Source organism: Vibrio sp. T20, assembly GCF_007858795.1.
In the GTDB taxonomy this organism is placed as follows: domain Bacteria; phylum Pseudomonadota; class Gammaproteobacteria; order Enterobacterales; family Vibrionaceae; genus Vibrio; species Vibrio satsumensis.
Genome location: NZ_VFEB01000005.1, coordinates 44,637 through 59,631 on the forward strand (window position 1 = coordinate 44,637; position 14,995 = coordinate 59,631).

At 45.8% G+C, this 14,995-nt stretch carries 13 protein-coding genes; all 13 read left to right on the plus strand.

The annotated features are described in order from the left end of the window. Positions 1–82 precede the first annotated feature (82 nt). The 13 genes from rodZ (at position 83) to urtD (ending at position 14,995) form a co-directional block, all read left to right on the plus strand. A complete protein-coding gene (gene rodZ / locus FTW16_RS00270; protein WP_132942343.1) occupies positions 83–1,039 on the plus strand; it encodes a cytoskeleton protein RodZ in 957 nt (318 codons plus the stop codon). Positions 1,040–1,046: 7 nt separating this feature from the next. Then, complete coding sequence (gene ispG / locus FTW16_RS00275; protein ID WP_146489675.1) at positions 1,047–2,168, plus strand: flavodoxin-dependent (E)-4-hydroxy-3-methylbut-2-enyl-diphosphate synthase; 1,122 nt, start codon at positions 1,047–1,049, stop codon at positions 2,166–2,168. Positions 2,169–2,238: 70 nt separating this feature from the next. After that, positions 2,239–3,507 (plus strand): histidine--tRNA ligase, encoded by a 1,269-nt coding sequence (gene hisS, locus FTW16_RS00280; RefSeq protein WP_017062514.1) that lies wholly within the window; start codon positions 2,239–2,241, stop codon positions 3,505–3,507. A 79-nt stretch (positions 3,508–3,586) separates the two neighbouring features. Then, entirely contained in the window at positions 3,587–4,201 is a 615-nt protein-coding gene (locus tag FTW16_RS00285; RefSeq protein WP_061019465.1) for a YfgM family protein, read from the plus strand. Positions 4,202–4,211: 10 nt separating this feature from the next. Next, on the plus strand, positions 4,212–5,372 hold the full coding sequence (bamB, locus tag FTW16_RS00290; protein ID WP_060983301.1) for an outer membrane protein assembly factor BamB: 1,161 nt from the start codon (positions 4,212–4,214) through the stop codon (positions 5,370–5,372). 158 nt (positions 5,373–5,530) lie between these two features. After that, a complete protein-coding gene (gene der, locus FTW16_RS00295) occupies positions 5,531–7,012 on the plus strand; it encodes a ribosome biogenesis GTPase Der (RefSeq protein WP_017629857.1) in 1,482 nt (493 codons plus the stop codon). A gap of 133 nt (positions 7,013–7,145) precedes the next feature. After that, positions 7,146–8,048 carry an alanyl-tRNA editing protein gene (locus tag FTW16_RS00300; RefSeq protein WP_146489676.1) on the plus strand — a complete coding sequence of 301 codons (903 nt, stop codon included), beginning with the start codon at positions 7,146–7,148 and terminating at the stop codon, positions 8,046–8,048. 289 nt (positions 8,049–8,337) lie between these two features. Continuing rightward, on the plus strand, positions 8,338–9,339 hold the full coding sequence (locus tag FTW16_RS00305) for a sensor domain-containing diguanylate cyclase (RefSeq protein ID WP_146489677.1): 1,002 nt from the start codon (positions 8,338–8,340) through the stop codon (positions 9,337–9,339). Positions 9,340–9,375: 36 nt separating this feature from the next. Continuing rightward, positions 9,376–9,603 (plus strand): zinc ribbon domain-containing protein, encoded by a 228-nt coding sequence (locus tag FTW16_RS00310; protein ID WP_123322653.1) that lies wholly within the window; start codon positions 9,376–9,378, stop codon positions 9,601–9,603. A 294-nt stretch (positions 9,604–9,897) separates the two neighbouring features. After that, complete coding sequence (urtA, locus tag FTW16_RS00315; protein ID WP_017629853.1) at positions 9,898–11,184, plus strand: urea ABC transporter substrate-binding protein; 1,287 nt, start codon at positions 9,898–9,900, stop codon at positions 11,182–11,184. A 160-nt stretch (positions 11,185–11,344) separates the two neighbouring features. Continuing rightward, entirely contained in the window at positions 11,345–12,973 is a 1,629-nt protein-coding gene (urtB, locus tag FTW16_RS00320; RefSeq protein WP_146489678.1) for an urea ABC transporter permease subunit UrtB, read from the plus strand. Positions 12,974–12,983: 10 nt separating this feature from the next. Then, entirely contained in the window at positions 12,984–14,156 is a 1,173-nt protein-coding gene (gene urtC, locus FTW16_RS00325; RefSeq protein WP_146489679.1) for an urea ABC transporter permease subunit UrtC, read from the plus strand. Continuing rightward, the gene (gene urtD, locus FTW16_RS00330) at positions 14,153–14,995 is read left to right on the plus strand and encodes an urea ABC transporter ATP-binding protein UrtD (RefSeq protein ID WP_146489680.1); all 843 of its coding nucleotides are present in this window, start codon (positions 14,153–14,155) and stop codon (positions 14,993–14,995) included. The genes urtC and urtD overlap by 4 nt, the downstream gene beginning before the upstream one ends.

The following is a 14,995-nucleotide window of genomic DNA, read 5'->3' on the forward strand; positions in this document are numbered from 1 at the left end:
CGTGGGCTGTTAGATTGAGCTTAAACGACAATAAAAAAACGCTCTCCTCAACCTGCGATAATACTTTAGAAGTTCACTCTCTATGAACACAGAACAAGATACACAGACGCAAGAAACCGTAGCTCCAGCTTTGGAAGCAGGAACGCTGCTTAAGAACAAACGAGAATCTCTTGGTTTAACGCAAAAGCAGATTTCTGATCGCTTAAAACTTCGCGTTACGCTGATCCAACAAATTGAAGAAAACCAATTCGAGTCAGATCAAGTGGCGACGTTTATGCGTGGCTACATTCGTTCATATGCGAAATACGTCAATCTTGACGAAAAAGTCGTATTGAGTGCTCTGCATCATGCCGGTGATGCTCAGCATCAAGAGCAAGAAATGCTGAGCTTTTCTCGTAAGACTAAAACCGAGAAGCACAACAGCCGTATTATGATCCTGACTTGGAGCATTTTTGCGGTCATTGCGGGTATCTCCTCACTTTGGTGGTGGCAGAACCAACAGCAAGACACCCTATCTCAATCTTTAGCGAATACTGAAAGCTCAGAAGAACTAGCGGTAGAAGAATCACTTGCCCCTGAATTCAACTCTTTAGAAGTGATTGAAGCTGAACAAAACGAAGCGGGTGCTTCTGTTGTTGAAGGTACTGAAGACCTTGCTGCGATAAGCGATGCGGAAGATACTTCTGATGCAGTTACTCCAGCTGACGAAACTCCTGAACAGCAAGCAACAGAGACAGAACCAACTGCTGAAGTTACTGCAAATGCAGAAGCTGTTGAAGCAAACACAACTCCTGAAGCTGTGACTAAAGAATTAGTGATGCAGTTTTCTGCTGATTGCTGGATCCAAGTAAAAGATGCAACGGGTAAAACCTTGTCGACTGGCATTAAAAAAGCAGGTCAGTCGCTAAATCTTTCAGGAACTGCGCCATATAAAGTGATTCTAGGTGCGCCAGAGGGCGTATCAATGACATTTGCAAGTGAACCTGTCGACCTTTCTGGGTATACTTCAGGCAAAGTAGCTAGAATAACCTTACCTTAGAGTTAATATGCAACACGAATCTCCTATTATTCGTCGCAAATCAACCCGTATTTATGTGGGTGATGTGCCGATCGGTGATGGTGCACCAATTGCTGTGCAATCCATGACCAACACAAGAACAACAGATGTAGCCGCTACCGTTGCTCAAATTAGAGCTCTGGAAAAAGTTGGCGCTGATATCGTTCGCGTATCCGTACCGACTATGGATGCCGCTGAAGCCTTTAAGCTAATCAAGCAGCAGGTCTCTGTTCCTTTGGTTGCTGATATTCACTTCGACTACCGTATCGCACTTAAAGTGGCTGAATACGGCGTTGACTGTCTGCGTATCAACCCAGGCAACATCGGTAACGAAAGCCGTATCCGCTCAGTTGTTGATTGCGCACGTGATATGAATATTCCGATTCGTATTGGTGTTAACGGCGGTTCTCTAGAGAAAGAGATCCAAGAGAAATACACAGAACCTACAGCAGAAGCGCTTGTTGAATCAGCAATGCGTCACGTAGATATCCTCGACCGTCTGAACTTTGATCAATTCAAAGTCAGCGTTAAGGCGTCTGATGTATTCCTTGCCGTCGGTTCTTACCGCTTGCTTGCTAAGCAGATTGACCAACCTCTTCATCTTGGCATTACCGAAGCGGGTGGTGCGCGTGCTGGTTCTGTGAAGTCCGCGGTAGGTTTAGGTATGCTTCTTTCTGAAGGTATCGGCGACACGCTGCGTATCTCGCTAGCGGCTGATCCTGTTGAAGAGATCAAAGTTGGTTTTGATATTCTTAAATCTTTGCGCATTCGTTCGCGTGGCATCAACTTCATTGCGTGTCCGAGCTGTTCTCGTCAAGAGTTCGATGTTATTAACACTGTTAATGCCCTTGAAGAGCGCTTAGAAGACGTGATCATTCCAATGGATGTGTCAATCATCGGTTGTGTGGTTAATGGCCCAGGTGAAGCTGAAGTGTCTCATTTAGGTCTTGCAGGTAGTGCACGCAAGAGTGCTTTCTACGAAGACGGTAAGCGTCAGAAAGAGCGATTCGACAACGATGACCTTGTCGACAAACTTGAAGCTAAGATTCGTGCAAAAGCATCAGTGCTTGATCAAGCAAATCGCATTGATGTAGAAAACTTAGAAGATTAATACAACGCGATGGGGTGTGATTGTCTATTCGCACTAACACCTGGTCGTGAGAAATTACGGAATAAATACTGTGGCTAAAAATATCCAAGCAATTCGAGGCATGAACGACTGCCTTCCAACTCAATCACCACTGTGGCAGAAAGTAGAAAGTGCAGTTAAAAACGTGGTGAGCGCATACGGTTACAACGAAGTACGTATGCCTATCGTTGAAGAAACAAACCTATTTAGCCGTGCAGTTGGTGAAGAAACTGACGTTGTTTCTAAAGAGATGTACACCTTTGATGACCGTAATGGCGACAGCCTAACGCTGCGTCCAGAAGGCACAGCTGGTTGTGTACGTTCATGTATTCAAAACAGCCTTATCAACCGTGATGAACAGCGCCTATGGTACATGGGCCCGATGTTCCGTCACGAGCGTCCTCAAAAAGGTCGTTACCGTCAATTCCACCAATGTGGTGTTGAGGTGTTTGGCCTAGACGGTCCAGACGTTGACGCAGAACTTATCATGATGACAGCACGTCTATGGCGGGAGCTAGGTATCGATAAGCACGTTCGCCTAGAGCTAAACTCAATCGGTTCTCAAGAAGATCGCGTAAGCTACCGCACTGCGTTAGTGGCTTTCCTTGAGCAACACATTGATGTGCTAGATGAAGACTGTAAACGTCGCATGCACACTAATCCTCTACGTGTACTTGATACTAAGAACCCTGATGTTCAAGCTATCTTAGGTGACGCACCTCGACTATCTGAATATCTAGGTGAAGAATCGAAGCAACATTTTGCTGGTTTATGTGAACTTCTTGACGCTGTTGGTATCGAATACCAAGTTAATGAGCGTCTAGTTCGTGGCCTAGATTACTACAACCGCACCGTATTTGAGTGGATCACTGATAGTCTTGGTGCTCAAGGTACAGTATGTGGCGGCGGCCGTTACGATGGTCTTGTTGAGCAACTAGGCGGCAAAGCAACCAATGCAGTTGGCTTCGCAATGGGTCTAGAGCGTCTGGTTCTGATGATGGAAACGCTAGAGCTAACAGAAGTTCGCCGTAGCGTTGATGTATACGTAGTTGCTGCTGGCGAAGGTACTATGATCGCGGGCATGCAGTTAGCGAATCAATTACGCGACACCGTTGAAGGCGTACGTGTAATGAACCACTTCGGTGGTGGTAACTTTAAGAAGCAATTCAAACGTGCTGACAAAGTAGGTGCTGTTGTGGCGTTGGTACTTGGTGAGAACGAAGTTGCTGACAATACAGTTGTGCTAAAAGATCTGGTTGGCGGCGAGCAAGAAACCGTGTCTCAAACGGAAGTTGCAGAGAAAGTTGCTGCGCTAATCTAATTAGCTATTGAGCAAACGCTCATAATGAATACTAACGTCAGCACTATGCTGGCGTTTAAAGAATTAAAGAGGACAGGAAGTGGAACTTTACGATAGCGAAGAGCAACAAGTTGAAGCCATTAAAGATTGGTGGAAAGAGAACGGTAAAGCCGTAATCTTTGGTGCGGTTATTGGTTTAGGTGGTCTATTTGGCTGGCGCTATTACCAAGATTCAGTCGTTGAAGCGCGTGAAGCTGCTTCAGAAAGCTACACCTCTGTAATTTCAGCTCTTGATGCTAAGGGCGTTGATGCTCAATCTGATATTCAAGCTTTCATCGACGCAAACAAAGATGCTGAGTACTCAGTACTTGCTGCTATGCAATTAGCAAAAGTACAAGTACAAGCGGGTGAGCTAGCAGCAGCACTTGAACAGCTAGAGTGGGCAAAATCGGCAACTAAGGACGCGGCACTTGCGCCACTACTTACTTACCGTGTTGCACGTATTAAAGCTGAGCAAGGTGAATTTGACGCAGCACTGGCTGATCTTGCTGCTATGACAGATGAATCTTGGAAAGGCCGTGTTGCCGAACTGCGTGGTGATATCTCACTTCGTAAAGGCGACACTGACGCAGCATACAGTGCTTACACAGAAGCACAGCAAGCTGTTGACGCTAGCCAAACGCTTCAAATCAAACTTGACGACCTAGCTAAATAAGGCGCTTTGAATGAAGAAGATGTTTCCAAAAGCGGCGTTGTGTGCGATTGCTCTTGGCCTACTAGCTGGCTGTGCGGGTGAAGAAGACACCGTAATCATGGCTCCAGTACCAACGGTAAACAGCGAGTTCACTCCTAGTCAGGAATGGTCTACGTCGGTTGGTGATGGTGTTGGTCACTACTTTTCAAAACTATCGCCAGAATTGGCTTACGACAAAGTATTTGTTGCGAGCCGTGAAGGTATGGTTAAAGCGCTTGACCCTGAAACAGGTAAAGAGCTGTGGAAAGTCGATCTTGAGAAAGACGTACTGGCTCGTTTATCGGGTGGTTTAACGGCGGCTTACGGCAAAGTATTTGTTGGTTCTGAAAATGGCGAAGTGATCGCGATGGATGAATCAACCGGTGAAGAGCTGTGGCGTGTATCAGTGAATGGCGAGGTGCTTGCATCCCCTGCAACTGATAGCAACATGGTTATTGTTCATACCAGTCGCGGTATGTTGATCGCGTTAGATCAAGTAAGCGGCGAACAAAAATGGACCATCAGTACTGAAGTACCAAGCCTAACACTTCGTGGCGATAGCTCGCCTGTTGCGGTTTCTGGCGGTGTATTCTGGGGAACTGCAAATGGTCGTCTAGCTGCAGCTATCGTTGACCGTGGTCAGCTTATTTGGCAACAGCCAGTAGGTACGCCAAAAGGTGCAACGGAAATCGATCGTTTGGTTGATGTTGATGCATCTCCAATTGTTCTTGGTGGAACCCTGTATACTGTAGGTATCAACGGTCAGCTGATTGCAATCGATCTTCGTTCTGGTAAGCCAATTTGGAAACGTAACTATTCGTCAGCGATTGATTTAGCAAGTGATGGCAGCCGTTTGTTCGTTGTTACCGACAAAGACCATGTGGTTGCAGTTGATGCTCGTAGTGGTACTGAACTTTGGAGCACTCCATTGTTAGAAAACCGCTTACTGACAGCTCCTGCTATTATTAATGGGTATGTAGTCGTGGGTGATACAGAAGGTTATCTGCACTGGTTAGATCGTTCATCGGGTGAGTTTGTTGCTCAACAGCTTGTCGATGATAGCGGCTTTGCGGTTGCGCCAATTGAACTGCCTGAAGGCTACTTAGTGACGACTCGCAATGGCGATGTAAAGAAACTAACGATTAGCCAATAAAAGCGTGATATAATTCACAGTCGGCTCCTGGTTGGTAACAGCCAGGAGCCGTTTTGTTGTTAAAAATTAATAAACCGTGTGGTTATAGGTAAGAGTTTAAACTTGCGAACAAGTGCTTACCTATAACTACATTTAGAGAAGAAATTGTAGAGGTTGTTATGGTACCTGTTGTTGCTCTAGTAGGGCGTCCGAACGTAGGTAAATCTACGTTATTTAACCGATTGACTCGAACTCGTGATGCATTGGTTGCGGATTTCCCTGGCTTAACGCGTGACCGTAAATACGGTCATGCTCATTTTAGCGAGCATGACTTTATTGTTATTGACACTGGCGGTATCGACGGTACTGAAGAAGGTGTTGAAACTAAAATGGCTGAACAGTCGCTAGCGGCGATTGATGAAGCTGATGTCGTTCTATTTATGGTAGATGGCCGTGCGGGTCTAACACCTTCAGACGTGGCGATTGCTAAGCACCTACGTCAACTAGAAAAGCCTTCAATGCTAGTAGTAAACAAGGTTGATGGTATCGACCCTGATGCTGCAAGTGCTGACTTCTGGCAACTAGGCGTAGAAGATATGTACCAAATCGCTGCGGCGCACGGTCGTGGTGTTACTGCACTTATTGACCTTGCTCTTAACCCATTCGCAGAAGCGCTAAAAGCGGAAAATGGCGAAGTAAGCGATTTGACTGAGTTTGAAGACGAAGAAGAAGAGCAGGTTGAGTTTACAGAAGAAGAAGCTGAAGAAGAATTCAAGCGCCTTCAAGATCAACCGATCAAGCTAGCGATCATTGGCCGTCCTAACGTAGGTAAATCAACGCTAACTAACCGTATTCTTGGTGAAGAGCGTGTGGTTGTTTACGATATGCCAGGCACAACTCGTGACTCTATCTACATCCCAATGCAACGTGATGAGCGTGAATACGTTTTAATCGATACTGCGGGTGTTCGTCGTCGTAAAAACATCAACGAAACGGTAGAAAAGTTCTCAGTGGTTAAAACACTGAAAGCGATTGAAGATGCTAACGTTGTATTGCTGCTTATCGATGCTCGCGAAAACATCTCTGATCAAGATCTAAGCTTGTTAGGCTTTGCGTTGAACGCTGGTCGTTCAATTGTTATTGCTGTAAACAAGTGGGATGGCCTAGATAATGACGTTAAAGAACGCGTTAAGAAAGAGCTAGATCGTCGCTTAGGCTTTGTTGATTTCGCACGTATTCACTTTATCTCTGCACTTCACGGTACAGGTGTTGGTCACTTATTTGAGTCTGTACAAGAAGCTTACAAGTCAGCGACGACTCGTGTTGGTACTTCTGTTCTAACTCGTATCATGAAAATGGCAACTGATGATCACCAACCGCCTATGGTTCGTGGCCGTCGTGTGAAACTGAAATACGCGCACGCTGGTGGCTATAACCCACCGATTATCGTTATCCACGGTAACCAAGTACGTAACTTGCCAGATTCATACAAACGATTCTTGATGAACTACTACCGCCGTTCACTAGAGATTATGGGTACACCAATTCGCATTCAATTCCAGAACAGCGAGAACCCATTTGAAGCTAAGACTAACAAGCTGACAATCTCTCAAGAGCGTAAACGTAAGCGTATGATGAGCATGGTTAAAGGCCGTAAATAGTCCTTTCCAATAGATTTGATACCCGAGCCTGTCTCGGGTATTTTTTTAAGCAAAATTCACGTTAATCCACAACGGCACATTTTTGTTTCGCTGTGGCTTAACGAATCAGACTAGATTCCAAAAGAAGAACGATATGACCACTAGCGATTTGATTACACAAGCTCAAGCAATCACGCCAACCATTACTCAATTCTGTCATCAAGCGTGGCAACTGACGGCGAAAGCGTTGTATGTAGAAAGTGACAGCAGTAAAACCTACCTGATCACTGATGTGACGCCTTTTCACCCTGTAAGTCATATTTGGCCTGATCACCCGGCAGACCAAGGGTTTGTGACTGTTGGTGACGTTCAATATTCAGTGGAAGACTGTCTTGTTGGTGCAATAGAACAATCTACTGGCAAGCTTCATGTCGCAGCAGATATTCCTGTTAAGCGTGATGCGGAAGGCTGGGCGTTTGTGGTTGTCCACCAGCTATCCGCATCTGCTTCTATGATTAATGTTAACGACGAAGTGGTGTTGTCGGTAGATAAAGAGTATCAAGCAAGCTTGAGTCGTGGTCACAGTGCGGGGCACATTGCTTTCTTAGCGTTGAATAAAGTATTGGCTGAGAGCTACTGGCGTAAAGATGCCGACAGAAAAGATCCGCTCGGAAGTTACGACTTTAATAGCTACGCACAAGTGACCAGCTTTGTGACTCCTGAGCTATGTACTGATAAGTATCGTTTGGGTAAAACTCTGAAGAAGCGCGGCTTGAACGTTGCAGACATGCTTGCAAACCTTGAAGGTATCGAAGCCGACATTAACCAGATGATTTCAGGTTGGCTCACACAGTCGACTCCAGTCGCGATGAGACTGGAAGGTGAGGCACTCACTGACTCTCGTTACTGGGAGTGGCAACTGGATGCTGAGACGTTGGTTTCGATTCCGTGTGGTGGTACTCACATAGAGAACACCTCAGAGCTTAATGCATTATCGGTTAAATTAACCCAGCTAGATGACCAACACATTGAAATGCTGACGCATGTAATTCGATGATTTAGGTTACAGATCGAAATTACTTGTGCTGTTTATTTTGTTTTCGGATGTCACTTTCAATATAAATGACTATTTAAAATTGAAATGCAGCACATGTAACTTATGCTTTCGGTGTGTGGTGATATAAATATTCTTTTTGGGGTAGATCGCTGATCAAAATAGATAAAGCGAAAGATCAACCTATGATCTTCGATTGTGTGTGGTACTAATTTAGTGTGTTATTATTAACCAATAACAAGCTTGCATAAGAACAAGCTGTACCCGATTACACAATTGAAAGCCTTAGTGAATGGAACAACAATTTTTATTAGAAGGCCATCGAGCCGTTAATAGTTTGCTGCGGAAGCTTGCTCTTGGGATGGATCGCAAAGATTTAAATCACAAGATTATTCAGCTTACCGAGCAGCTTTTTGGGCAGCGTATGGCTTCAATCTTGCTGCTCAACTCAGAATCTAAAACTCTACACCTTGAATATGCCCCTAACCTGCCTGATTTTTACAATCAACAGATAGAAGGGGTGGGAATTGGTGCTGGGATTGGTTCCTGTGGTGAGGCCGCTGCGCTTAAGAAAGCAGTGATGGTCTCCAATATAAATGCACACCCAAACTGGGCACCTTTCTTAGTGTTAACCAACAAAGCTAACTTGCATGCTTGTTGGTCGGTGCCAATTATCTCATCGCGCGGTAATGTATTAGGTACCTTTGCCATTTATAGCCAGTACATCTCAGAGCCACATGAATTTGAGCTCGAGATCTTGGAACTATTGGCTTCCCTATATTCGGTAGCACTAGAAAAGTTTGAGTTGGAGAATCAGCTTAACTTTTTCGCCAATCGTGATTCTCTTACCCATTGCTTGAATCGTCGGGCACTGTTCAATGAAGCCGAAAAAGTATTGGCTAAACGATGTTTTTCAGAAAAGGTGATGGCGTGTTTGTTTGTCGATGTCGATAAATTCAAATCGATCAACGATACCTATGGCCATAGCTTTGGTGATGATGTGCTGTTAGCGGTTGCAAAAGTCCTTGATGATGCTACCTCTGCATGTGCCAAGATAGGTCGTTATGGTGGTGATGAGTTTGTGGTGTTCTCTTGTTTTGATGATCAAGAAAGCGTTGTTAACTTTTACCACAGCTTAGAGAAAGCACTACAGCAAGCGCTTTACATTAATGATGTGCAGTTCTCAGTGAGTGTTGGCCTTGCTTGTGAAAAAGATCCTCAAGGATTAGACCAGTTGATCGCACAAGCTGATAAGAACATGTATCAAATCAAGCAAGCTAAGTCTCAGCAGTAGTAGATTGTCGAAATAGTAGTGAATTAGGAAATGCTAATGAGTGAAAATATCTGCCCTAAGTGTCAGTCAGAGCTAGCTTGGGATGGCAAGTATCACTGTGAAAGTTGTCAGGCTCACTTTACTAAAGTTGGGTTTTGTCCTGAGTGCAGTAGCCAACTTGAGAAGCTTCAAGCCTGTGGTGCCGCGAGCTATTTTTGTAATGGCGATTGCAACGAGCTTAAGTCTAAATCGAGAGTAAAATTCGAATTCCAAGCTGCGGACTAGCTTGAAAGCGATAACAGTAAGTATCGTAACCATAGCTTTCATTAAGAGGCCCAATACCTATGTATTGGGCTTTTTTGTGCCCACTCTAGGGTTATGTATCATCTTGGGTCATTCTTATCGCCACTGCACCAGTATGAAACATAGTTACATGATTGCTATGCACTCTATTGGTGTGATTTGTTTTTAAATTCTATAAATACAATGACTTATAAAATTATTAGTTAATTTTTAAGTTTGGCACTCTTCTTGTAGCTCTGTAATTGAATAACAAAAATACAATTATGGAGTACTATCATGAACAAGGTGTTCAATTTATCGCTAGCTGCACTGTGTACAACACTTTCATTTTCTTCTGCATCAGTGCTTGCGGCTGACGAGACCATCAAGGTCGGCGTTCTACATTCACTGTCCGGCACCATGGCGATCAGTGAAACCACGCTAAAAGATACCGTGCTAATGCTCATCGAAGAGCAGAACAAAAAGGGCGGCTTGCTGGGTAAAAAGCTAGAGCCTGTGGTTGTCGACCCTGCGTCAAACTGGCCTCTATTTGCAGAAAAAGCCCGTGAGCTGATCGAAAAAGAGAAGGTCGATGTGGTCTTCGGTGGTTGGACATCGGTATCGCGTAAATCGATGCTGCCGGTATTTGAAGAGCTCAACAGCATCCTCTTCTACCCAGTTCAATATGAAGGTGAAGAGTCTTCGAAAAACGTTTTCTACACCGGCGCTGCGCCAAACCAACAAGCGATTCCTGCAGTGGATTACTTGATGGAAGAGCTTGAAGTGGAACGTTGGGTACTAGCAGGCACCGATTACGTTTACCCACGCACGACCAACAAGATCCTCGAAGCCTACCTAAAAGATAAAGGTGTCGCGGAAGAAGACATCATGATCAACTACACGCCATTTGGTCACTCTGACTGGCAATCTATTGTTTCAGACATCAAAAAATTCGGTGAAGCAGGTAAGAAAACCGCAGTGGTTTCTACTGTGAACGGCGATGCGAACGTCCCTTTCTACAAAGAGCTTGGCGCTCAGGGCATTTCATCTGAAGACATCCCAGTTATTGCATTCTCTGTTGGTGAAGAAGAATTGTCAGGTATGGATACTGAACCACTGGTTGGTCACCTAGCGGCTTGGAACTACTTCATGAGCGTTGATACCGAAGCCAATGAAGAGTTCGTTGAAACGTGGCAGTCATTCATCAAGAGTGAAAAGCGTGTCACCAACGACCCAATGGAAGCGCACTATGTTGGCTTCAACATGTGGGCGCAAGCGGTAACCAACGCGGGCACAACCGATCCTGAATCTGTGCAAGATGCCTTGATTGGTGTGTCTGTTCCTAACCTTTCTGGCGGCTACTCTACCATGCTGCCAAACCACCACATCACTAAACCTGTCTTGATCGGTGAAATCCAAGACGATGGTCAATTCGATATTGTTTGGGAAACCACAGGCCTTGTTGCGGGTGATGCTTGGTCTAGTTACTTACCTGAATCAGCGAAGCTGTTCTCTAGTTGGTCTAAGCCATTCTCATGTGGTGCGTTTAACGTCGAAACCAAGAAGTGTTCTGGCGGTAACTAGAGCGTTGATTTAGGAATATTGAGCCTTCTTGTTTGGGAAGAACGTCTCTCTGTATGAGGTGTAGCAAACGGAAGGCTCATCGTTTCAACTAACAATAATTCTCCACATGTCCATTGAGCAAAAATAACAATATCTAGCTAGGTGGATTAAGGAAGCAGGGATGAAAAACGTATTGAACGTATTTAAGGCGCTATTGCTTATGGCAGTCAGTGCTCAGTTGGCTTTTGCTGGAATAACGGATGAAGCTAGCTTTACCAAGGCGCTAGTTGGTAAGAAAACATCGGATAAAGAATTGGCTATCGATTGGGTCATTGAGGCACAAACGGAAGACGTGTCGAAACCTATTTTGGATGGCTGGTTAAACGGAAATCTCTATTACTTTAATGACAAACAGAGCGAGCAATATAAACAGCTCTACCTGATTCAAAGCATTAAAACAGCAACCTCGGCTCAGTCGGTGTGGGATGAGTCAAGCCTCAGTATCGAGAATGCTAGGCAGTTTAAGAAGGTTCGCGTGAACAACAAGCTTCGCGGGATCTTGCGTGGGGAAATTGCCTCGATTGGACTGAACAGCAGTAACCCAGATACACGTTATAAAGCGGTTCTGGATCTGCTCGGTACCAAAGATCCTGACATTATCGATCGTTTAGCTGTGCTGAGAACCAGTGAGTCAGAGGGCAAAGTCGCTGAGTTGATGGACTTGTCGTTAGCCATTTTCACCTCTCTTGATAAGAGCGCCACAATTGAAGCTCGTGTGGCTTCAATTGAACGAGTTGGCGACTTCAAACAATCCGTCGTGCTAAAGACGCTAAACCAGCTGCTCAACAGCGAACAAGCTCCAAAGGTCTTGGCTGCAACTGAACGTGCAATGGACGATTATCAACAGAGCCAAGCACTCTATTCGGGTGTTGAGACCGTGTTCTTTGGCTTGAGTTTGGGCTCTGTGTTGGTGTTGGCAGGCATAGGCTTGGCGATCACTTTTGGTGTGATGGGCGTAATCAACATGGCCCATGGCGAGCTGATCATGATTGGCGCTTACACCACCTATGTACTTCAGTTGCTAATGCCGAACCACATCGGTTTAGCGCTGATTCTATCTATTCCGGCTGCATTTATTGTGTCTGGTCTGGTCGGTATTGCGATTGAGCGCAGTGTGATTCGTCATCTCTACGGCCGTCCACTGGAAACCTTGCTCGCGACCTTCGGTATAAGCTTGATCTTGCAACAAGCCGTTCGCTCTATTTTCTCTCCACTTAACCGCTCAGTGAGCACGCCTGAATGGATGTCTGGCGCACTTCAATTGAACCCAATGTTATCTCTGACCTACAACCGACTTTATATCATCCTGTTCTGTGGTTTGGTGTTCATGGGCTTGTTGATGGTTCTGAAAAAGACACCACTAGGTTTACAGGTTCGTGCCGTTTCTCAAAACCGTGGTATGGCGCGTGCGATGGGTATTCGATCTGAACGAGTTGATGCGATGACCTTTGGTTTAGGTTCTGGCGTAGCGGGTGTCGCGGGTGTGGCACTGTCTCAGTTGACTAACGTTGGCCCGAATATGGGGCAAGCGTACATCATCGATTCTTTCATGGTGGTGGTGTTCGGCGGAGTCGGCAACTTGTGGGGAACACTCGTCGCAGGCTTAAGCCTTGGTTTATTCAATAAGATCTTAGAGCCCTGGGCTGGCGCAGTACTCGCTAAGATTTTAGTACTGGTTTTCATTATTCTATTTATTCAAAAACGCCCACGCGGATTGTTCCCGCAACGTGGTCGTGCAGCTGAAGGTTAAGGACAACATCATGCAGTCTAAATCATTTGTACTTTCGGCGATGCGTGGTGATAAAGGTGGCCAACTGACCATCCTTGCCATTCTTGCGGCCGTGATTCTTATTCCACTGGCTAACACCATGTTGCCAAGTGGACACCCACTTCATGTTGAGACCTTCACTATCTCACTAATGGGCAAATACTTGAGCTATGCGATGTTGGCTTTGGCGCTCGATCTGGTGTGGGGCTACCTCGGAATACTGAGCCTAGGCCACGGCGCTTTCTTTGCGCTTGGCGGTTATGCGATGGGCATGTACTTAATGCGTCAGATTGGTGACCGTGGGGTTTATGGTGATCCAATCCTACCTGACTTTATGGTGTTCCTTGATTGGTCAGTGTTGCCGTGGTTTTGGCAGGGCTTTGATCAGTTCTGGTTTGCTTGTCTGATGGTGGTGTTGGTGCCGGGCACATTGGCTTATTTGTTCGGTTATCTGGCTTTTCGCTCTCGTGTGTCAGGGGTTTACCTCTCTATCATGACTCAGGCATTAACTTACGCATTGATGTTGGCGTTCTTCCGCAACGAGATGGGCTTTGGTGGTAACAACGGATTGACGGATTTCAAAGACATCGTCGGCCTGAGCTTGCAGAGTGATGCCGTTAAGATTGGCCTGTTTGTCGCGACGGGTATCTCGCTGATCCTAAGCTACATCGCGTGTCGAATGGTAGTGACCAGTCGATTAGGTCGTGTGGCACTGGCGATTCGTGATACCGAGTCTCGTACTCGTTTTATGGGGTACGACGTCGATGGTATCAAGTTATGGGTCTTCGTTTTGTCTGCAGTTATCGCGGGGATTGCGGGTGCTTTATATGTTCCTCAAGTCGGCATCATCAACCCGGGAGAGTTTGCGCCACTTAACTCGATTGAGATTGTGGTTTGGGTTGCATTGGGTGGTCGCGCCACTCTGTTTGGTGCCATTGTTGGTGCGTTGATCATCAACTACGCCAAGAGCTGGTTTACGGTTGAATTCCCAGAGGTGTGGCTTTTCGCTCTAGGTGGTCTATTCGTTCTCTCGACCATGTACTTCCCACAAGGTGTGATTGGCTTTGTCAGTGAAAAGTGGCAACAGTTACGCAAGGCATCGAATTCAAAAGGCGAAGGACAAGGTAAGGATGATCAACATAAAGGCAAGGAGGTGATCGCATGACCACATTTAACAGCGTAAAGGAATCGGTTCAGGCGTTCACTCGTCGAGACGAAGTTTTTGATTACCTCAAACCCGATGTTCATCCCGCCATCGATACCCGTCACAACGTGTTGTTGTACGTGGAAGGCGTTAATAAAAGCTTCGATGGTTTCCAAGCGATAAACGACCTCAATCTTTATATCAAAGAGGGCGAACTGCGCTGCATCATCGGTCCGAATGGCGCAGGTAAAACCACCATGATGGACATCATTACAGGCAAGACTAAGCCCGATACTGGAGAAGTGTGGCTAGGTTCGAACATCAATCTACTCAAGATGAACGAAGCTGAAATTGCTAATGCAGGTGTTGGACGCAAGTTCCAAAAGCCGACGGTAATTGAATGTTTAACCGTGTGGCAGAACCTTGAGTTGGCGATGTCGGGCGATCGCTCTGTGTGGGCAACTTTCACTGCTGTGATGTCTGGTGAGCAGAAAGACAAACTCACCTCGGTACTTGAGCTTATTCACCTCAAAGACGAAGCGGCAAACTTAGCGGGTAACCTGTCTCACGGACAAAAGCAGTGGTTAGAGATCGGTATGTTACTGATGCAAAACCCTAAGCTACTGCTGGTGGATGAACCCGTTGCAGGTATGACTCACCAAGAGATGGATCGCACCTCTGAACTGCTCAACTCGCTGGCAGGCAAGCACTCGGTGGTCGTGGTTGAACACGATATGGATTTCGTTCGTTCGATTGCTAGCCATGTCACCGTGCTCCATCAAGGTCACGTGTTGGCTGAAGGCACCATGGATCAAGTGCAGGCTCACCCTGAAGTTAAACAAGTTTATCTCGGAGAATAG